We start from the raw sequence: 19,221 nt of genomic DNA, 5'->3' as shown, positions 1-19,221 counted from the left end.
GTTGTTATTGTCCAGAGTAACCCTGCTTGATGCCTTTGGTCACAATGCTCACCGCATCGTGAGCATGTAAACTTTCTAAGTGGTTCACTCTCACCCAAAAATCACAGAAGTCTTGGCGTTGATTGAGGCGGTGTTGTAAACGGCGAGCGGCATCTTCACAAAACATTAGGTTTTGTCCGTTAAGGCGAGCAAATTCTTGTTCGTCTTCGCGTTTTACGGCTGCTTGCACCGGGGTTTGTAAAGTATTTTCGACTTCATCAATTAAGCTAATTAATGGTAAGTCTTGAGCTTGAGTGCTTAGTTTCACTTTAATTTGGGCAATGCTGCGTTGGCTATGCGGGGTTGCGACTATTCCATCGGTGGTGCCCAACCAACGCTGAACGTCGGCTTTATCAACAGATTCTGAATCGAAGCGCTCGGCGAAGGCTTGCTGAATGAGTTGCCGTGATAAAGCAGCTGAGCAAGGGCAAGTCGAAGAGTAAGGGACTTCAACGCTGAGTTCGATCTCGGTGAGCTGTTTCAGACGGGTGGCTTTAATCTGCAGAGGATAGGCCTTCCAACCAGTTTTACCTGAAACTAAAGAACGGCGACGTAGGTGATAGTCGAAGTTAAAGCTTACTTGTGCGTGTTCGCTTAAATCTTGATGACTGGCAATAAACTGATCCAGTAAACTAGTTAAACCTGCATAATCTAATACCTGCTGATTTGAGAGTTGATCAAGGAGCAGGTATAAGCGAGACATATGAATGCCTTTGGCCTTTGGATCATCTAAGCTGACAAAGGCTTCGATGTGGGCGCTCACTCGACTGGGGGCCTGATCCTCAAATGCCACCATGATCGGCATTTCTATTTGGCTCATGCCAACCCAATCCAGTTGACCTTCTGTTTGGGCTTGGCTTGAATTAGCGATATCAGGCATTGCAGTAGACATGCACTTGGTACTCCACGGACGATTATGTGTTAATAAAGCCTTGTTCGATGGCTTTAGTTAAAAAAAGATGGGCTGTTATACCACAGAACCCTGTTTAATATTAACCATCTTTATCGTAGGGTATTTAGCTTGGCTACCCAAAAATGTAAGCGAATAGTGAAGATAAGGAAGCATTGTTAATGACGCCACTAAAAAAATTAGCCACCTATTATGTGCATTTATTGTCTCGTTTGGGCGTGGTTAAGTTTAGTATTAGCCTTGCGGCAGCGATTATCATGGTGGCTTTAGCGATTCAGATGAGCGTTACCTTTGCCCTTACCGGTAAAGTTTCGGCGGTGGATCTGATCCGCTCGGTATTTTTTGGTTTAATTATCACGCCTTGGGCGGTGTTTTTCATGTCGGTGGTGGTGGAACAAATTGAAGATTCTCGACAGCGTTTAAGCAAGGTTATTCGTAAGCTAGAGAAAATGCGTTCACGTGATTTACAACTTACCAATAAGTTAAAAGCCAACATTAGCCAGCTAAATAAAGAAATCGACGAACGTGAGAAAGCCGAGGCGGCTCGTCGTCAAGCGATTGTTAATTTGGAACAAGAGGTGAAACAACGTCAACTGGCTCAACAGGAGTTAGAAGAACATTCGGCCTTGCTGCGTAGCTTTATTGATAGTTCCCCTGACTTGGTTTATTACCGCAATGAACAAGGACAGTTTTCTGGATGCAACCTTGCCTTAGAGCGGTTGGTTGGCCGAACAGAAAAAAAATTAATAGGTTTGACCCCTTATGATGTTTATCCAGAGGATATTGCCGATAAAATTGTTGAAACCGATCACCAGGTGTTTGATAACGATGAGCCGCTGACCTACGAGCAATGGTTGGAATATCCCGATGGCCGAAAAGCTTTCTTTGAATTACGCAAAGTCCCTTTCTATGGTCGTAATGGTAATCGTTTAGGCCTATTGGGTTTTGGTCGAGATATTACCGAACGAATGCGCCATCAGGCGAATATAGAAAAGGCTAACCGCGATAAAACTCAGTTTATTTCTACGCTAAGCCATGAGTTGCGCACGCCACTCAATGGGGTCGTTGGTCTGAGCCAGATATTACTGGATACCGCACTGAATGATGCGCAGCGTAAGCATGTGAATACGATTTTATTAAGTGCCACCACGCTGGGTAATATTTTTAACGACATTATTGATTTAGATAAGCTCGATCGGCGTCGTTTTGCGGTGTCGATGGAACCTATGGATTTTAAGGCCTTGGTGAATGACATCGAAACCTTGACCGAAATGCAGTTGCAGAATAAAGGCTTAAGTTTTAAATTTGAACAAATAGGCCCGATCCCGAGCAGTATTGTTGGCGATCCGACCCGGTTGCGTCAGGTATTATGGAATCTGACCCAAAATGCGGTGAAGTTTACCGAAAAGGGAGCTGTCGGGTTGATGATTAAGGCACAGCCTTTGGCCGAGCAGCAAGTACAACTCGATATCAGTATTACCGATACCGGGCCGGGCATTCCACAAAATCAGTTAGAACAAATCTTTGCCATGTATTACCAAGTGGAAGGCCGAAAATCTGCCACCGGTAGTGGTATTGGTTTGTCGGTGTCTCGTCAACTGGTTCGGGCTATGGGCGGAGATATTAAGGTCACGAGCAAGCAGGGGGAAGGCTCGTGTTTTACGGTCAGTCTCAAGGTTCAGTTGGACTCTATCCCCGATGAAGCGGAGCAAATAGACCATCCCCCTTTAGACATTTTATTAGTCGAAGATGTTGAGTTAAATGTCACCATCGCGAAAGCTTTGTTAGAAAAACTTGGCCACCATGTGGCGGTGGCAATGAATGGTAAGCAAGCCTTAGCGAGCTTTGATCCCGACTCGTTTGATTTAATATTGTTGGATATTCAGCTCCCTGATATGAGCGGTTTCGATATTGCTGAACGCTTACAACAAGACTACGCCAAAGAACAACTTCCGCCGATGGTGGCGTTGACCGCGAATGTGGTCAATAGCAAACAAGAGTTTGCTAAAGCTGGCATGATGGATGTAATCCATAAACCGATCAACCGCAATGCGGTGGTTCATTGTTTGAATAATGTATTTGCTATTGGCCCACATGATGAGCCCTCCGAGACTCAACTAAATCCTAGTCAGGCCCTTAGTCGCAGTTCTCAACCGGTATTAGACTTGGAACTGATTGAACAGTTTTGTAGTAGCATTGGCAGTCAGGTGCTTACCGATAGTGTTACTTTATTCAGGCAAGTGATGCCCGATTATATGCAAGTACTTGAAAGTAATTTGTTTGCGAAAGACCAGCAGGGAATTGCTTCCGAGGCTCATAAGATCAAAGGTGCCGCGGGCTCTATTGGTTTGGCTCGCATCCAGCGTTTGGCCAACAAAATTCAATCTCCCGAACTGCCAGCTTGGTGGGATAATGTTGACGATTGGATCCATCAGTTGAGCCATGATTACCCAGAGGATCTGAAGTTGTTAGATAAGGCTATCGAAGATTTTAGCTCGGCGGAAACCACCGAATCTAAGGATAGTCTCAACTTACCGCTACCGCTTGACCAAGACTAAAATGATCCGCCCATATTCAATATTCGTTTCATCGTGATTGAGTCGATATGATATTGGTCGCTCCAGCGGCAGCCTCTCTAGCCCAGCTTAGTTTGCAGGCTTATTTGGCAGAACGAAAGGGGAGTGAGAGCAAGCCTTTGAGCTGCCGATTATCTTTGGCGTCGGGCCAGCCACTTAAGCCGAAACGAAGTTGCTGGTGGCCGAGTTTGGGTTGTGCAATGTAACTATTAAACCAGCGATCCCAGCATGACAGATTGAAGCCATAGTTACTATTATGCTCATTTATGCGTTGTGAATGATGTACCCGATGCATGTCGGGAGTAACCACGAATCGACGCAGTATTCCATCTAATTTGTTGGGGAGTTTCAAGTTGCTATGATTAAACATCGCCATACCATTGAGTATCACTTCAAATAAAAATACAGCCATCACTGGCGCGCCTAGCAGCAGAATGATTGCCAGTTTAATCGCCATCGACAGCAATATTTCAATCGGATGAAAGCGTAAGCCTAGGCTGACATCATAGTCTGGGTCGACATGATGCATCCGATGTATACGCCAAAGTACAGGGAGGGCATGAAATAAACGATGTTGCCAATAGATCGCAAAATCTAATAACAGAATACTCAGTGGGATACTCAAATAAGTATTGAAATTTAGTTGATTCAATACCCCCCATTGTTGCTCCGAGCTCCACATGGCTAAGCCGAAAGTACTGATTGGGAAGACTGATTTAACGCACACACCATTGACGATGATTAGCACAAAGTTAGCTGGCCAGCGTTGGCTGCGAGGAATTAAACGGGGATGCCTTGGCCAACGGATTTCCAGCAAGATAAATAAGCTAAGTAGGCTGACGAAAATGAGCATTCGCCATAGGTCAAAGTTGTGCATTGCTTGAGTATACCCGCTGGCTCTCAAACAACAACTCAACTTAGACTAAACTTAGTCACAGATATACACCCAGAGTCACTTGGAGTTGAGTATGTTAGACATTCAATTGTGGTTGAAGGATGCGATGGAAGATCTGGGCATGCAATTAGCCATTGTGAGTCAGGTCGAAGGTAATCACTACCGCGTCGTTGCAGCTTATTCGAGCTTAGATTTAGTTCGGCAAGGGGATGAGTTTGAACTTGACTCTACCTATTGTCGTGAAGTATTACGACAAGCTCAAACTGTAGCTTATGAGCGCGTTGGTGCGATTACCGAGATGTGCCTACATCCTTGCTATCAAGCCTTACATCTAGAAAGCTATATTGGAACCCCTTTAGAGAAAGATGGGAAAATTTTAGGAACTTTAAATTTTTCTTCGCTGACCGCGAGAGCAGCAGCCTTTACTGAGAAAGAGAAGACACAGGTAGAAAGTTTGGCCAAAGAGTACTTAGCTTCGGTTTGATGACTCAATTTGTAAGCCATCGCCCAAAAATCATCATTTGTCGCTTTGTTGAGATAGATAACATTCTACACTTTAAATAGAGGCTTTTTTAAGCATAGATAATGCTGTCAATAGGTGTGGGCGTAAGTGCTCTTTGATTGGGTTGATTGACGGAGCCGTGGAACCATATGGTGAATTCGAGCTATGATATCAGAGTGGTTGATATTGATGCCTTGAAAAAAGGTATGTTTGTTGTTGCCATCGAATCGCAAACTGGTCATAGCCATGTGAGCCAATCAGGACTGATCACCCAAAATAGACAAATTACCCAATTAAAAAGTAAAGGGGTAAAAACGCTCAAAGTTGATTGGGCGCGTAGTATGTTTGAACAGCCTGTGCCTCCCCCTGCTAACGGGCTAGAACGATCTGCAAGCAAGCCTTACATATCCAGTGATGAAACTCAGAAACGTTTGGCGAAGAAGCTATTTCATGAAGCTAAAGTGATACAAGGTAATTATTTTAAACAATTACAACATGGTGAAGCGATTGATATTGCTCCGATGGAACGGGTCGCTGAGAAGCTGATTGATTCATTAGAAAATCAAAGTAATGCAATGTTATGTTTAGCAAGGATCCGCGCCAAAGATCGATATTTAATGGAGCACTCGCTTAACGTAGGTATGCTGCTGGCCTATTTTGGAAGTTTTTTAGGCCAAAGTAAGGGCTTGCAAAAACAATTGCTCATGGGCGGAATGTTGCATGACATCGGTAAGATTTATACCCCCAATGCAATACTCCACAAACCAGATAAGTTAACTGAGCAAGAATTTATAATTATGCGGGAGCATGTCGTTCACAGTTATTCAATTTTGAGAATGCAAAAAGGTGTTAGCAAAGTGATGCTGGATATCGCTAGTAATCATCATGAGCGCCTAGATGGTTTGGGTTATCCCCATCAAATAAGCGGTGAGCAATTGTCAACTTATACCCGGATGGCGAATATCATTGATTGTTATGATGCACTTACTGCCGATCGTGTTTACAAAAGTGGTATGCCTCCGACGGCAGCATTCCGTATTTTGTTAAAAGGTGTCGGTAGTCAGTTTGATAAACAGTTGGTTGAAAAATTTATTCGTTGTATGGGGGTTTACCCGGTTGGTACCTTAGTGAAGTTGATATCCGGGCGTTTGGGTTTAGTGGTGGCTCGTAATCAGCTTAAACCCTTGCAGCCAGTGTTGAAGCTAATTTATAGCGCGGTCTCGCATACTCACCTTGAAGTGACGACTTTGGACTTAAGTAAAGTTGAAAGTGAGGAAATAGAAGGGGCGGTATCAGCGCGTGATTACGATATCTGTTTAGATCATTATTTAGAATTGGCGGTAGGATAAGCGCTTAGCCTGATTTGCTAAAGCGCTTATCTTCAAGCCTTGTGTCTCTTGTCGTTATCGCGCATTTGTATCTGCAACAAACATGAAACGCCAAGGCTTAAAAGGCGCTTGCTTGTGTTACTGTTTCATTTTCATCATCGCCATGACGTTTTTTACCGGAACGTTCAGGTGCTGCTGACTGCCATCTGAAAAATTCAAGTACAGTTGTAGTTGCTCTCCCTCAATGAAGGCTTTCTGCAAATCAAATAACATTAAGTGAAAACCGCCGGGTTTTAACTCAACGGTCCCTTTTGCTGGGACTTCAATTTGCCGGACTTGACGCATCTGCATGATATCGCCATCCATTAACATAGTATGCAACTCGACTCGACCAGCAGCGGGTGTGCTTGCCGAAATTAAGCTAATCGCTTGCTCTGAAGTGTTATGCATACTGAGGAAAATAGCACTCGTAGGGGCATTCGGGGGCGTGGCGCGAGCATAGGGCTCGCTGACTTCGAGAGTATCCGCAGCGAAGGCTAACTGGGTACTTAAAATAAAACTCAGTAGAATTAATAAAGGGCGCATAAGTATTCCTTTTAGGGGAGTAAGCGCTGAATTTGCTTAATCAGCGGTTTTGGATCGAGGGTATGAGGAACTTTCGCTAAGAGCTGGCCATCGGCGTCGAGAAAGTAAAAGAATGAACTATGGTCAACACTATATTCTAACTGCGAATTGGGTGTATCAACGTACTTATAATACACTCCCAGGGCATGGGTTAAACCGAGTAGCTGACCTTCGTTTGGACTTAATCCAATGATGTCGGGATGAAAATAAGCGGCGTAGGTACTGACCGTTTTTGCGTCATCGCGTTTGGGGTCAACACTGATAAATAAGCTTTGTATTTTTTGTTGCTGTGTTTCGCTGGCCCCTTGTAAGGCGGCACTGAGGAGCGCTAACGATGTGGGGCAAACATCTGGGCAATGGGTAAAGCCAAAATAAGCGATATAAATTTGTTTATCATGGCTAAGCTGATGAAAACGCCCATCATCACTGTTGATTTTAAATAGATTGAGAGGGACTTTGATTGGAGGAGCCGCTGCTGTCATGTCTGCATCTTGTGGGCTCGCGGTCAGCCACTGGTAACTGGCGATGCCAGCGCCAAGGCTGATAATAAATAGGGCAATCCATGCTAGGTATTTCATTGACTATTAACCTCAAAACTAAGGGCAACGGGCTGCTGTGGATCAAGGGATACAATGTATCCTTTCCAGCGCATTTTTCCAGTATTACAAATCGGTAACAATAATTGGCCTAAATAGACGCCGTCTGCATTGGGCTTTAGTTGAACTTTTACCTCGCCCATATACATATCAACACCTTCCAGACGCAGTTCTAGTGGCGGTGGCTGAGTGATATTGGTGGTTAAACGGATCGGGTGAACCAGCATGGCGGCCAGATTTTCTCCGGGTAGCTTGAGTAACCACTGTTGTTGCTGGTCTTGCCATTGACATTGCCCCAACTTGAGTGTTGGGCAATCAAGATAACTAAGTTTTGTACTCGGGTCTTGCCAATAACTAAAGCCCAGACCTAAGCCAAAAGCACTACACACAATCGTGAGAACCAGAAAAACACTCTTAGTTGAACCAGTCAATTAAACAATCCATTGTCATCATAATGTTAAGCCATGGTAAAGCTAGGCTAATTTACTCCGCTTGAAATGATCTCTCAAGGCTTAATGCTGAAATAGTCTACTTGCTTAGGTTTTTTTGTTCGATAGAGGCGCTGAGAGCTTATTTGTAAGAGAAAGCAGTGACCAGTGGCAAGGGAGGGATTGTGGCGCTGTAAGCGTTGATATTAAGCGCCCCAATCTCGAATTGATAAGAGAGGGGCTTATGTCGACCACGATCATGGCGTGTTAAGACGCCAGGTTTGTACCAAAAATTAGCTTGAAACCGGCAGCGCGATTAGGCGGCTACTTTGAGTGGTGCGTTATTGTTTTGTAATGCAAATGGGCGTCCTACAGGTAAGATGGTACGGCCATATTCGGCGTTAAGAACCAGTGCCATACCAAAGTACATTGCCGATAAGCCACAGAAAATACCTTCAAATCCAGCGATGGTGCCAATGATTTCATTGCCAGTAAAATCATGTAATGCTAGTAAAGCAAATAACACGGTAAGGCTACCAAATACAATTTGTTTGGCGGTAGGGTAGCGCAATGAGCCCACAAACATGAAGGCGGTGAATAGGCCCCATAGGCTTAGGTACCAAGCCATGAAACCTGCTGGGCTTGGCTCTGCGAGGCCCATTTTAGGGAGTACGATTAACCCAACCAGTGTTAGCCAGAAAAGACCATAAGAAGTAAATGCTGTGGTGCCAAAAGTATCACCGCGTTTAAAGCACATGATTCCAACGATCACTTGTGATACTCCGCCGTAGAAAATCCCCATTGCGAGAATCATGGCATCGATGGGGAAAAAACCTGCATTGTGAATATTAAGTAAAACGGTGGTCATGCCGAAACCCATTAATCCTAGTGGTGCTGGGTTCGCGGGTGTAGTGTTGGTCATTGTGTATATTCCAAATAAAAGTAGCTAAAAACGCCGGAGCTGGTCGGGCGAGCATTATCTGAGCGAGTCTAATACTTAGGCGTGATCTAGATCAACTTTCGTGTGGTTATTTTTTAATTGTATTACTAAATATTTTTGTTTAATGTAATTGCAGCTTATTAACACTGTCGCAACAGAGAGGAAAAGTAACGATGCCCCATTGTATTGTTGAGTATTCGGCGTCGATTGCCGAGCAAATTGAAGTCCCGAAGTTGTTGCGGAAAACCTTCGAGATCATCCGGGATAGCGGTGAATTTGAGCCCGCCAGTATAAAATTGCGGGCAATCGCTTATGAGGATGTTTATAGCGGATTAAGTGAGCATAGCTTGGTGCATATCCGTTTATGCATTTTATCGGGACGCAGCACCCAGCAAAAGAAAGCACTTAGCGCTTCACTATTAAGCCAGTTGTCTGCTAGCTTAAATATGGTAAAAAGCCTCACCGTCGAAGTGGTCGATATGGATCGCGACAGTTATGCCAAGCGGGTGCTTTAATCGCTGCTTGGCAATTTATCGAGCAAGGTGAGTCGGGTTAGAGCCAATTGTATGGGGGCTTCCGCTTGCTGAATAAATCGTACACAGCCAATTTCGCAGAAGAACAGCTTATCGGCCACTGGGTGAAGCGAAAATTGTAGTGTCTTATCTTGTAAGTCTTTGCATACTAATGATAAACCCTGAGGTTCCTGAGTTATCGACACATAATCCTGATGATTACCATAGTCACCGAGTAAGGCGTCAAATTTACCGGACACCGTTGCAGTTTGATTTGGATGCAAATTTTCTTGTTCTAGCAACCACTGCCAAAAACTAGGACGGTTGTATAGCTCATCCCAAATATTGTGACCATGCTGTGGATATTGGGTAAATTGCAGACTGGCGGTGCGTTCGAGTTGCGAGAGTTTATCAACTAGTTCTTGAGAAAAGTCAGCTGGGATGGTTTCATCTTTTAGGCCATGAGCCAGCCAAATGGGCAACTGCGCCAAGCGTTGATAGAGTTCTGCGCATACTGGCCGGGCAGGCATATTCATGGACCAAGGTGCTAAGCGATTTGGGTCTCCTGCAGCTAGTACAGCTAAAGCGGCGAACCGCTGCGGTTGTGCAAGTGCTAAGTTGAGTGCGCCAAACCCCCCCATGCTTAAACCTGTGAGGTAGACTCGGCTACGGTCGATATGATGTTGTTGTTCGAGTTCATCTAATAAACTGATTAATTCGGCGATCGCCCAGCCATTGCGCCCTTTGGGAACCTGTGGGCTAACACAAATGGCATCCAGTTGATGCTGTTTTAAATAGCTGTTGGGGCCAAAATCCAGTAACAAGTGAATATCATCGCCAATTTCTCCACGGCCATGCAAAAATAATATCAACGGCAACGCTTGATGCTTGTCGCGCTTTTTCGGCTGGCTCAACAAGTACTGATAAGAGCGCTTTTGTTGGTGGTAATGTTGTTGCAGTGAAATTTGATGAGGGTGGGGGTTATTCACGTTAAGCTCCTTGTCTTACCCAACGTGAACTATCATAGCGATTTTAGTCACTTAAAAATAGAGACGAACCACCGATTCTACGACACAGGCTGGACGACGACAGCCTTCGATTTCTACAGTAATTTCTTTGACCAGTTCTAAACCACGTTTTACTGGTGCCACTCGGGTGAGTCGAGTGCGTGCTCGGATCCGGTTATTCACCTTGACTGGGTAAGGGAAGCGGACTTGATTGATCCCATAATTGACCATCATTTTCGCCGAAGGATAGAGTGGTTGCTCGGGGTCGACACTCTCGGTTAATGCAGGCAGAAGAGACAAGGTTAGAAAGCCATGAGCAATGGTGGTCTTAAAGGGAGACTCTTCGGCGGCTCGCTGGGGATTGGTATGTAGCCACTGATGATCTTTGGTCACGTCGGCAAATTGGTTAATTCGCTCTTGGGTAATGGTGAGCCATTCACCCACATGCACTTCTTCTCCCAGTTGCATCGAAAGTTCTTCTAAGAGTGCTTCGGCCTTGGGGTGTAATTCGATCGTTTCTTTAAAACTCGCTTGTTGCTCACTGTTGGCACTTAACTGGTATTCTCTCACCCAGTTTATCAGTTGGCTGTCATGCGCTTTATTCAGAAATTCAATCCAATGGTCACGAATAGCAGGAGATAGCCAATCTTTGAGTTCAAAGGGATTTTGAGCCAGCATTTCACGTTTTTTCTTAAGAAAATCGACAACTTTCACTTTTACTTCCTACTGCTTTTGGCTCAACAATGCCGTTATTCTAAAATATTCGACTAGTCAGTCAAATAAATATGAATTCAAATTGTAAGCGATTGTATCTAAATGTAAGCGCTCACTTCTGATTTAGTCTTTTGTGTCAATGGGTTATTGCGTTTTTATGTCAGCTTTGGACTGTCAATGGTCGGCCTAATTTTCTGCTGTTGTGATGCTGTTTCTAGGAGCGGCCGATCAATGGTGGCAGTGTTTATTTGAATAAACTATTTGGCGGCATTGTTGAGCGCTTTTCGTTGCTGATTGTCCGCTGAACTTGAGCCACTCAATGCTATCCTTTCTGCCTTGTATTCATCATCGAGCATTGCATAAAAACAACTCCCGAAGAGCAATAGGTCTTCGGGAGTGATGAGCAGTGTAAATGAATTTTACTAAATTTGCTCATTAGCGTAGCCATATTTGTAAATCACGTACGATGCGATTGCCGCTAAAAATAGGGTGCAGATCCTCAATCGGATCGAGAGCAAAATAGTCGCGCTGTTCTTCAGGGAGTGCATGATAGCTGCCCCACACCTGATATAGCCACGCTTCGGCATCCCAATTCAGCTGATGTTGTTGATAATACTCTAAAGCAGTTTGTCCTTTGGCGTGCTCGATGACCGCTAATAAATAATCTTCTACATCGCGCTTAATTTGTTGTTCTCGCAGGGTGAACTCGGCGACATTTTCTAGAGAGACCGCCTGTTCGGTATCACTGAAGGTTTGCTTGGAGCGATGTTGCCGCTGGAGCTGACTCACCACCTGGAGTAGCTGATGCTCATGTTCAGAGTTATGAATATCGATGCTAGCACTGCGCATCAGTGGTGGGGCTTGGTTAAACAATGGCGTAACATCTAATTGGACCGTTGGATCGCGTGGGCTAAAATCGGGGTGCTGGCCATGGAATATCTGTAAGCCTTTGAGTAGTCGAGATTTACCGCGTAACTCTCTAAACCGGCCAAGCAGTGTGAGTAGTCGGGTTTGTACTACTGCAAGCTCTTGAGTGCAGTCATATACCGCTTGACTGAGGGTTATCACTAACAGCCGCCTCAGTTCACGAATATCACCGGCAACTTGACTGAGGGCGTCGAAGTTCAGCAAGGATAAGCTATCGAGTAACTCGCTAACTTGTTGTTGGGCCAATTCGTTTTCGCGGATCTTAGCACTAAGACTAGGGACATAACCAAATTCGTTATTAATTCTGCTCCATAAGACACGTGAACTATGGCGTAAGCTCTCGGTGAGGCTATAGCAATGTTCGCTTAAATCACTTAGGTAGACGTCGCTGGCGGCTAAGTCATCATGATGTAAGGCTTCTTTATAGTGGGCGGCCAAGGTTTTTATGGTTTCGAGTCGAGATCCGACATTGGCATCAATCTGTCGATTACGGGTATCGCTGAGGGCTTCTTCGAGTAGGGCCCGAAGGTTAGAGCTGAGATGTAAACCCTCATCGGCAGCGGGGCGCCAAATGACACCACTTTTTAATAGTGCCTCGACTTGTTTGTTATCGAGTTTGGTTTCATCTAGCTTGCCGTTGATATAGGCATGCATCAAGCTTTCGCCATGACGAGCGAGCAGTTTAAATAATTTAAGCCCAGCCTGTTGCAGATGTTGATTCACAGTAGCGACTCCTGCTGGCCAATCGCATCCATTGCTTGTTGTTCTAGGCCTAAACCTTCGGCCTCGTCGATAAAGCTAATCACTTCGAAGATATAGTCAACCTTGGCAGTCGCAATGTAGATCTGTTTTTCTTGGTTGGGGCGGACCAAGTATCCCTGCTCACAGAGGCGTTTAAATACCTGCTTGAGTTGGCCATCCACTTGACTACTGGTTGAGCCAAACAGTCGATATTGAGCGATTTTAGTCAGTTGTTCGCGTAGCGCTGGTGTATCTTCGACCACGCTTTGTAGCTCATTGAGGCGTAATGCAGCACCAGCACTAATCGGACTATCTTGTCCAAGGGCTTCTTGGCTTAGAATCAACCATTCGGTGAGTGGTAGTAAGCTGCCTGCGATATCATTAAATTGCTGGCTAATCACCTTGTGCTCCTGATCTCCTAACTCGCGATAGGCACAGAAGTACAGCTCGCCTTCACAGGCTTTGGCTAAACGCCGATTTAATACATGCAGGTGGTTATCGATACGTTCACGGTTGGCTTCGTTACTGAGATAACTAAAGCCATCTTCATCGCTGATCTGACAAATAAATTGGCCGCTGAGTAAGGCTTCAAGCACCCGGCCGGTTTCGCTCATCCCCGTGGCAGATAATCGATTCATGACTCTATCTCCATTTGTTTAGCTTTGGCCGCTTTCAGTTTTTGTTGTAGCAAGTTAACTCTTGGCTGTACCACCTGTAATTGGCGTTTGTCGCGGTTGATGATGTAGCGGTGAGTGAATAGATCCAATACTTCCGATTCAGGGTTGGGGAAAGCTCCTAAAATGCGGATTTGATTGTGATCACAGGCGTCAAAAATTTTCTTCACATTACTCTGGTGTAAGGTGCCTAGCTCATCAATCGGCCAGTGGATATAGGTACTGGCATTCCCTCGGAGCAAGCGAGTAAAGGCGAGTAAGAACTTACACAAGATGAGGTAAGCCATCCCGTGGCTACTGGACTCGTTGAGCTGACGGTCGGTGCGGATCACCAAGTCACTGTTGCCTTCGCGCAGCGTGAGTTCGATCAGTAATAGCCGGGATACCCCTTCTTTGAGTGCGCTGCGCCCAATAATATCTAAAGCGACCCGCATGCTGTTCGCGTAATCTTCATCGGGCAATTGGTTAAAACCTTGTTGCTGCCAAGTTTGAAAATTATCTACGAAGGTTTTTAATTCATCCCAGAATTCGAGTTCGCTAATCTTAGAACGAATTTTAACCGCTGAATCGGAGACGCCATCGAGACTTAAATCTTCACCGATTTCACGGGTAATGCGACGGCTTTGGTTCAGGATCCGTTGGTCAATATCGCTTAAGTTTTGATAGAAGCTGCTAATGCTCATCCCTAAATTACGGCCGTGGTCGATCAGCCCTTGAACTTTTTGGGGGACCAGGCCATTGAGTAATTCGGCCAAATGAGGGACCAATTCGCGGTAGGCTAAGCTTGCTTCGCCATCTTCTTGGAGATGACGGCAAGCGGCCCGAGAGCGTTCCCAGGTTTCACTTAAGTCGGAGCCAGCTTGCTGGGCTAACAAGGTGTCGAAATGGCGTACCGATTCGTTCACCTGCTCCAGTTGTTGATTACGTTGGCTAATCCGCTGTTCTGCATCGCGAGCTCGTTCGGCAGGGGTTGCGTGTTGTGTTGCGCTGTTCGGCTCTTGCTGTGGCGTTTTAATTAAGTCCAGCTGTTTGATGCGACGAACCAAGTTTTGCGTCTGAGCATGCTGCTGTTGGCTGAATTCTTGTTGTTGCTTTAGCTCGCTTAACCGTTGTTGTTGGCTATCACGCTGTTGCTTAAAGACACTTAGTTGCTCAGCGAGTGCTTGTTTGGCAGTGGTTTGCTGTTGGCGCGCTTTTGCTAGGGCATCGTTGAGCTGAGGTTTTTGCTTGAGCCAAACCTGTTGCTGCCAAATTTTATATTCGCTGACTTCCTCGCGAAATTGTTCGGCTTCTTGGATTTGCAGGTTCAAATCACGTTTCTGCTGTGCTAAATCAACAATCAGCTGATCATCTAAGCCGAGTGCTTGTAACTCGCCGCGATACCATTGGTCCAATTGTTTGAGTGTTTGTTTTGCTTGTTGTTGGCGTTGGCTAATCGCGTCATGTGCCTGACTAACTTGCTGCGCCAGCACATCCACCTTTTCTTCCCACCACGCCATCTTTTCTAGCTTGGCCTCTTGATGTTGTTCGCGTAGTTCTTCAAGGTAGTTTTGGTGACGGGTACTGGCCTCTTGTAAATAGCTTTTAAGCTGGCTTTGTTGCTCACGCGCGGCCGCTTGGCGCAGCTGTAAAGCCTTCGAACAATTCTCTTTAAGTAGTTGTTTTTCTTCTTGGAGGCGCTTCAATTCGTCCTCGCTATTGTGGTGAGCAGCGCTGGCTTCGGCGCAGCTTAATTCCTGTTGCTGTATTGCCTTGTTATAAGTTGTTAAGTTGCTTTCTGCTTCCTGTAGTTGTGTTTGGGCCTGCTGATATTGCTGCTTGAGTTGCTCTAGTTGTTGCAGTATTTGTTGCTCGGTGGCGGCGCATTCGGGCGCTTCGATGGCTTTTAGGTCAAGGTTTAAACCAAAGAGACTGTGGGGGTCGCCGTCGTGATGTGGTTTTAGATCGCGACGAGACAACAAACTGGGGTCGATCACCTTACCAATAGAGTGTTCCCATTGCGGATGTTCGCTGCGTAAATGTGCCAATAGGCTACCATCTGCAGGATGTAAACTGGCTTTTAAGTTTTCCAGTTGTTGCTCTAGTCGACGATTTTGTTGGCTGCGATTCGCCAATTCCTGATCGGCTTGGTAACGCTGTTGTTTTAGCTGCTGTAGTTGTTCACTGTGTTGGCGTAACTGGCTCGATAAAACCTGCTGTTGTTGACGCGCTTCATCCAGCCGGTTATCCATGATGTTGAGTTGCCGGCTTTCTTCTTCGGTGTGCCCCATTTGCAGGCTGCCAGCTTCCAGTTGAGCCAGCTCTAATTGGTACTGATGTTGTTGCTGCTGAAACTTTTGCTCGGCTTGGTTAACTTGGCTTTGTTGCTGTTGCTGCTCATTATTTAGATCCGCCTGCTGCTGTTGGCGCTCTTGGGTGAGCTGTTGTTGCAAGTGATCTTTGTTTTTATGTAATTTATTTAAGGCCACATTGAGCTGTTCGTTAATCAGGCTCTTCCGTTGATTCAGTTCGGCTTCAATATCGCTGTGCTGCTCGGTCAACAATTGGTGGCGTTCGCTCACCTCATTTAGCTGTTCTCGCCACTGTGGGAGTTGTTCGACAGCCATCAAGGCCTGTTCTATTTGTTTGTCTTGCCAGCTCTGGTAATTGTCTTCAATGTGATTCAATTGTCGATCGTAACTGTTTACATCGGCACTTGCTTCAGACACGGCTTGATTGAGCACTTCGCGTTGGTCTTGCCACTGGCTTTCTAGCTGACTTAAGTCCTGTTTGGTTTGGTTGAGCTGGCGTTGGCCGTGTTCACATTGGGCAAACAATTCGGCTTCATCATTTTGCAGACCCTGTTCTAGCTGTAATAGATAGCTTTCACTGTGCAACAACTGCTGGTAGATCTGCTCGAGTTTGACAAATTTGGGGCGGATAGTTGCAAACTGTTGGATGAGTCGGGTTTCTTGGATCCAGGCTTGTGCTTTATTCGCATCAACCCATGTTGGCTTTAGGGTCACGCCTTCTTCTTCCAAAATAGCGGCAATCATCGATTTGATAGTTTCCATCTTGCCTTCTTTGGAGTGCACGGCTTTTGCCAATTTTTCGATGTGACGTAAGCTATGTTTTGGATCGCACATAGTAAATTGCCGCGCATAGGCTTTGATGTCGGAATCGCCGGTATTTTGTAAGCTGCGGTCATTTTGAATAATGGCGCGATACTCTCGAGTATTAAGAAAGCGCGTGGTGGCTAAAGGTTTACCCTGATGCGTGATTTTTTTGAGTTGTTGGCCGAGCTTAGCAGGCGCGAGAAACCAGCTTCCTTGTTCGTCTTGGCGTTCAATAAAATCGTTTAACTCAAAGGGCTTGCCAATAAAACGATATTTTACCCCTTGATCTTCTCTTCCTGAAGATAACACCACTTGGGCCAGGTCACCGTTGTAGCGTTGGTATTCGTAAATAATGTAGCTGGCTTCGCGTGGCAGATACCAGCGCTCGAAGCTATCTCGGGTACTGGGTACGACTCGACTCGGGTATTCACCGTAAAATACCGGTATCAATCGCTGAAGGGTGGTTTTACCCGAGGCGTTGGTACCGCAAATATTACTATGTTGGTCGAGTTTTAATTCTACTACCCCTTGAAGGTGGGTATCGATCAAGATGATCCGCAATAGGCCAGACAAAATGCATCCTTTTAAATTAGCTAAATAAACTATGGTCAAACTACACCATAGCTACGCAGAGGCATGACCGCACGCCAGCGCAATGACGCAGTGTAACTAAGATTGCCTAGGAAGCGAAAGAGTTGCGTGTTTGGTTTGCTTAAAAATTGCGAATCAGGTGCTAAAAAGTTGCAGGTCTAGGTGCCACTAGTACTTGCAGAGCGTTCACTGTTGTGGAATAATCCTGCGCCCTTGGGTTCTCTTACCCCAATTATCAAAAAGATAGGTCGTACTATTATGTGGTTTTTACAATTATCTGAGGCTGAACGCCGCAGTGTTTTTATCTTGGCTGTGTTTCACATTGTGACGATTGCTGCCAGTAATTATTTGGTTCAACTTCCCTTCACTATTTTTGGTTTTCACACCACTTGGGGTGCGTTTACTTTCCCGTTTATTTTTCTTGCCACCGATTTAACGGTGCGTTTATTTGGTGCCAGTCGCGCACGGAAAATCATTTTCTCGGCTATGTTACCGGCGCTGCTAGTAAGCTATCTGGTTTCAGTGTTGTTTTATCAAGGCCAATTTCAAGGTTTAGCGGGCTTGCTTACTTGGAATAGTTTTGTTGCACGGATCGCGCTCGCTAGTTTTATTGCCTATGCGGTTGGTCAGCTATTGGATGTGAAGGTATTTGACCGTTTACGCCGTTTAAAGCGCTGGTGGATAGCACCGACAGCCTCAAGTATATTCGGCAATGTAGTGGATACCTTGTTGTTTTTCGGGGTGGCTTTTTATGCCAGTAGTGATGCCTTTATGGCGCAACATTGGCTTGAAATAGCATGGGTTGATTATGGTTTTAAGTTAGCAGTTAATTTGGCTTTATTTGTGCCGCTATACGGTATGTTGCTGCACTTCTTACAAAGCCGTTTATCAGTGCTTAGTCCCGCCTAATTAATCGCAACATGGCTTGAGAGTCATCGCCAAAGAGCTGGTTACAGCTCTTATTAGAAGATTCCGAGTCTTTAAGTTTTAGGGCGGGCCTGCTCGCTTGGATGCCTACCCGTCAAAATAACGTGCTTGCTTAGGGCTGGCCCGATTGTTTGGCTGCCATTGCTTTTTTCAACATGGCCTCGAGTTCACCGTGATGTTGCTTGGCGACCAGCGCGCTGGCGACAGCCGTTTCACGCATTAGCGTTGCGTTGAGCGCTTGAGTTTTTTGTCCCAAAGGGGTCTTGTAAAATGCAACCAACTGCGCCAGTTCTTCATCGGTGAAGTGTTTTAAATAGACTTCGGCAATTTTGGGTTTCATTTCTTCCCAGGTCAGATAATTATTGGCCCATTCGTTTAATATTGCCTGAAAGTCTTTTAAGGGCGGATTTTGTCGCATTAATGCCTTGTTTAGATTACTGCGGATCGCTGCCATTTGTTGTTCACTATCATTGAGTGCGAGCAGGTCATCAACGGGGGTCGCTTGTAGTGAGAAACTGGCAATGATTAAGGCGGCACCGATAAAGGTTTTCATAAGGTCATCCCTGATTACTATGAGAGTGTGGGCAACACAAAGTCGCACTTGATAAGGACTAAGCCTACACTGTCTAGACCAAGGGGGAAAGCATCTGCGTGGCAGTTTTAGCCTCGTTTAGGCTAGAATAAATGATTTTTAAGTCTGCAAAAGGTGTCCATGGCTAAATCGAAACCTCAAGTAAAGCTACATAGTTACGGAATTTATAATCAGTGGGATAGTGAGGCCAAGGCGCTACCACAAATTGTTGAGTTTACGCAGCGAGTTGCCGCGCAAGTGGATGTCGAGTTTGGCTTGATTGTGAATATCAAAAAAGCCAAGGGGCAAAAGTTACGTTATTGCATTTATCATCCTAATATTCCAGATGATCATGGTCGAGTCCGCCCTCCATTTGATGGGGAAGTATATGTGCGCAATAACGATTGGGACTTCTATTTAGGGGATACAATTTGGCCACCAGTGAGCAATAAGCTGGGGACGTGGCGAATGACCATCGAATTGGCTGGCCAGCTGATTGCCGATAAATCCTTTGAACTCTACCAAGACCAACCCGGAGATCCACAGCAGTTTTATCGTCGCCGAGGGATGTGAGTGTTTACTTGTATCCAAGCATTAGCCATTACGCTCCCTCGCCGAACTATT

At 45.5% G+C, this 19,221-nt stretch carries 18 protein-coding genes; 6 read left to right on the top strand and 12 right to left on the bottom strand.

What is annotated here, in order from left to right:
• Positions 1-4: 4 nt before the first annotated feature.
• The gene (folE2, locus tag ACRRSX_RS17765) at positions 5-931 is read right to left on the bottom strand and encodes a GTP cyclohydrolase FolE2 (RefSeq protein ID WP_432451884.1); all 927 of its coding nucleotides are present in this window, start codon (positions 929-931) and stop codon (positions 5-7) included.
• A gap of 179 nt (positions 932-1,110) precedes the next feature.
• Here folE2 and arcB point away from each other — a divergent pair, with 179 nt between their 5' ends.
• Complete coding sequence (gene arcB, locus ACRRSX_RS17760) at positions 1,111-3,507, top strand: aerobic respiration two-component sensor histidine kinase ArcB (RefSeq protein WP_432451885.1); 2,397 nt, start codon at positions 1,111-1,113, stop codon at positions 3,505-3,507.
• 100 nt (positions 3,508-3,607) lie between these two features.
• Here the strand turns inward: arcB and ACRRSX_RS17755 are convergent, their stop codons facing one another.
• The gene (locus tag ACRRSX_RS17755) at positions 3,608-4,402 is read right to left on the bottom strand and encodes a sterol desaturase family protein (protein ID WP_432451886.1); all 795 of its coding nucleotides are present in this window, start codon (positions 4,400-4,402) and stop codon (positions 3,608-3,610) included.
• 91 nt (positions 4,403-4,493) lie between these two features.
• Between ACRRSX_RS17755 and ACRRSX_RS17750 the strand changes: the two genes are divergently transcribed.
• Both ACRRSX_RS17750 and ACRRSX_RS17745 read left to right on the top strand, forming a co-directional pair.
• On the top strand, positions 4,494-4,904 hold the full coding sequence (locus ACRRSX_RS17750) for a GAF domain-containing protein (RefSeq protein WP_432451887.1): 411 nt from the start codon (positions 4,494-4,496) through the stop codon (positions 4,902-4,904).
• Between the two features lie 167 nt (positions 4,905-5,071).
• Positions 5,072-6,271, top strand: coding sequence for an HD-GYP domain-containing protein (locus tag ACRRSX_RS17745; protein WP_432451888.1), 1,200 nt, complete (start codon positions 5,072-5,074; stop codon positions 6,269-6,271).
• A gap of 117 nt (positions 6,272-6,388) precedes the next feature.
• On the opposite strand, the gene ACRRSX_RS17740 is transcribed toward ACRRSX_RS17745, so the two are convergent.
• From ACRRSX_RS17740 to ACRRSX_RS17725, 4 genes are all read right to left on the bottom strand, one after another.
• Positions 6,389-6,835 (bottom strand): copper chaperone PCu(A)C, encoded by a 447-nt coding sequence (locus ACRRSX_RS17740; RefSeq protein ID WP_432451889.1) that lies wholly within the window; start codon positions 6,833-6,835, stop codon positions 6,389-6,391.
• Between the two features lie 11 nt (positions 6,836-6,846).
• Positions 6,847-7,452, bottom strand: coding sequence for an SCO family protein (locus tag ACRRSX_RS17735; protein WP_432451890.1), 606 nt, complete (start codon positions 7,450-7,452; stop codon positions 6,847-6,849).
• Positions 7,449-7,901, bottom strand: a complete 453-nt coding sequence (locus ACRRSX_RS17730) for a hypothetical protein (protein WP_432451891.1) — start codon at positions 7,899-7,901, stop codon at positions 7,449-7,451. The genes ACRRSX_RS17735 and ACRRSX_RS17730 overlap by 4 nt, the downstream gene beginning before the upstream one ends.
• 313 nt (positions 7,902-8,214) lie before the next feature.
• Positions 8,215-8,820, bottom strand: a complete 606-nt coding sequence (locus ACRRSX_RS17725) for an acetate uptake transporter (protein WP_432451892.1) — start codon at positions 8,818-8,820, stop codon at positions 8,215-8,217.
• 191 nt (positions 8,821-9,011) lie between these two features.
• Here ACRRSX_RS17725 and ACRRSX_RS17720 point away from each other — a divergent pair, with 191 nt between their 5' ends.
• Positions 9,012-9,353 (top strand): 5-carboxymethyl-2-hydroxymuconate Delta-isomerase, encoded by a 342-nt coding sequence (locus ACRRSX_RS17720; RefSeq protein WP_432451893.1) that lies wholly within the window; start codon positions 9,012-9,014, stop codon positions 9,351-9,353.
• Here ACRRSX_RS17720 and ACRRSX_RS17715 read toward each other — a convergent pair.
• From ACRRSX_RS17715 to ACRRSX_RS17695, 5 genes are all read right to left on the bottom strand, one after another.
• Positions 9,350-10,339: an alpha/beta hydrolase-fold protein gene (locus tag ACRRSX_RS17715; RefSeq protein ID WP_432451894.1), complete on the bottom strand. Its 990-nt coding sequence runs from the start codon at positions 10,337-10,339 to the stop codon at positions 9,350-9,352. The genes ACRRSX_RS17720 and ACRRSX_RS17715 overlap by 4 nt on opposite strands.
• A gap of 51 nt (positions 10,340-10,390) precedes the next feature.
• On the bottom strand, positions 10,391-11,071 hold the full coding sequence (locus ACRRSX_RS17710) for a MaoC family dehydratase (protein ID WP_432451895.1): 681 nt from the start codon (positions 11,069-11,071) through the stop codon (positions 10,391-10,393).
• 435 nt (positions 11,072-11,506) lie between these two features.
• Positions 11,507-12,721, bottom strand: a complete 1,215-nt coding sequence (locus ACRRSX_RS17705) for a phosphoenolpyruvate carboxylase (protein WP_432451896.1) — start codon at positions 12,719-12,721, stop codon at positions 11,507-11,509.
• Complete coding sequence (locus ACRRSX_RS17700) at positions 12,718-13,377, bottom strand: hypothetical protein (protein ID WP_432451897.1); 660 nt, start codon at positions 13,375-13,377, stop codon at positions 12,718-12,720. The genes ACRRSX_RS17705 and ACRRSX_RS17700 overlap by 4 nt, the downstream gene beginning before the upstream one ends.
• Complete coding sequence (locus ACRRSX_RS17695; RefSeq protein ID WP_432451898.1) at positions 13,374-17,081, bottom strand: ATP-binding protein; 3,708 nt, start codon at positions 17,079-17,081, stop codon at positions 13,374-13,376. The genes ACRRSX_RS17700 and ACRRSX_RS17695 overlap by 4 nt, the downstream gene beginning before the upstream one ends.
• Positions 17,082-17,357: 276 nt before the next feature.
• Here ACRRSX_RS17695 and ACRRSX_RS17690 point away from each other — a divergent pair, with 276 nt between their 5' ends.
• The gene (locus tag ACRRSX_RS17690) at positions 17,358-18,008 is read left to right on the top strand and encodes a 7-cyano-7-deazaguanine/7-aminomethyl-7-deazaguanine transporter (protein ID WP_432456145.1); all 651 of its coding nucleotides are present in this window, start codon (positions 17,358-17,360) and stop codon (positions 18,006-18,008) included.
• A 130-nt stretch (positions 18,009-18,138) separates the two neighbouring features.
• On the opposite strand, the gene ACRRSX_RS17685 is transcribed toward ACRRSX_RS17690, so the two are convergent.
• Entirely contained in the window at positions 18,139-18,579 is a 441-nt protein-coding gene (locus tag ACRRSX_RS17685; RefSeq protein WP_432451899.1) for a DUF2059 domain-containing protein, read from the bottom strand.
• Positions 18,580-18,738: 159 nt separating this feature from the next.
• On the opposite strand from ACRRSX_RS17685, the gene ACRRSX_RS17680 reads away from it, so the two are divergent.
• On the top strand, positions 18,739-19,170 hold the full coding sequence (locus ACRRSX_RS17680; RefSeq protein ID WP_432451900.1) for a DUF3859 domain-containing protein: 432 nt from the start codon (positions 18,739-18,741) through the stop codon (positions 19,168-19,170).
• Positions 19,171-19,221 lie beyond the last annotated feature (51 nt).

Source organism: Agarivorans sp. QJM3NY_30 (genome assembly GCF_050870855.2).
Classification (GTDB): domain Bacteria; phylum Pseudomonadota; class Gammaproteobacteria; order Enterobacterales; family Celerinatantimonadaceae; genus Agarivorans.
Note: the sequence above shows the minus strand (reverse complement) of the source record. Positions and strands in the feature narration are given on the sequence as shown.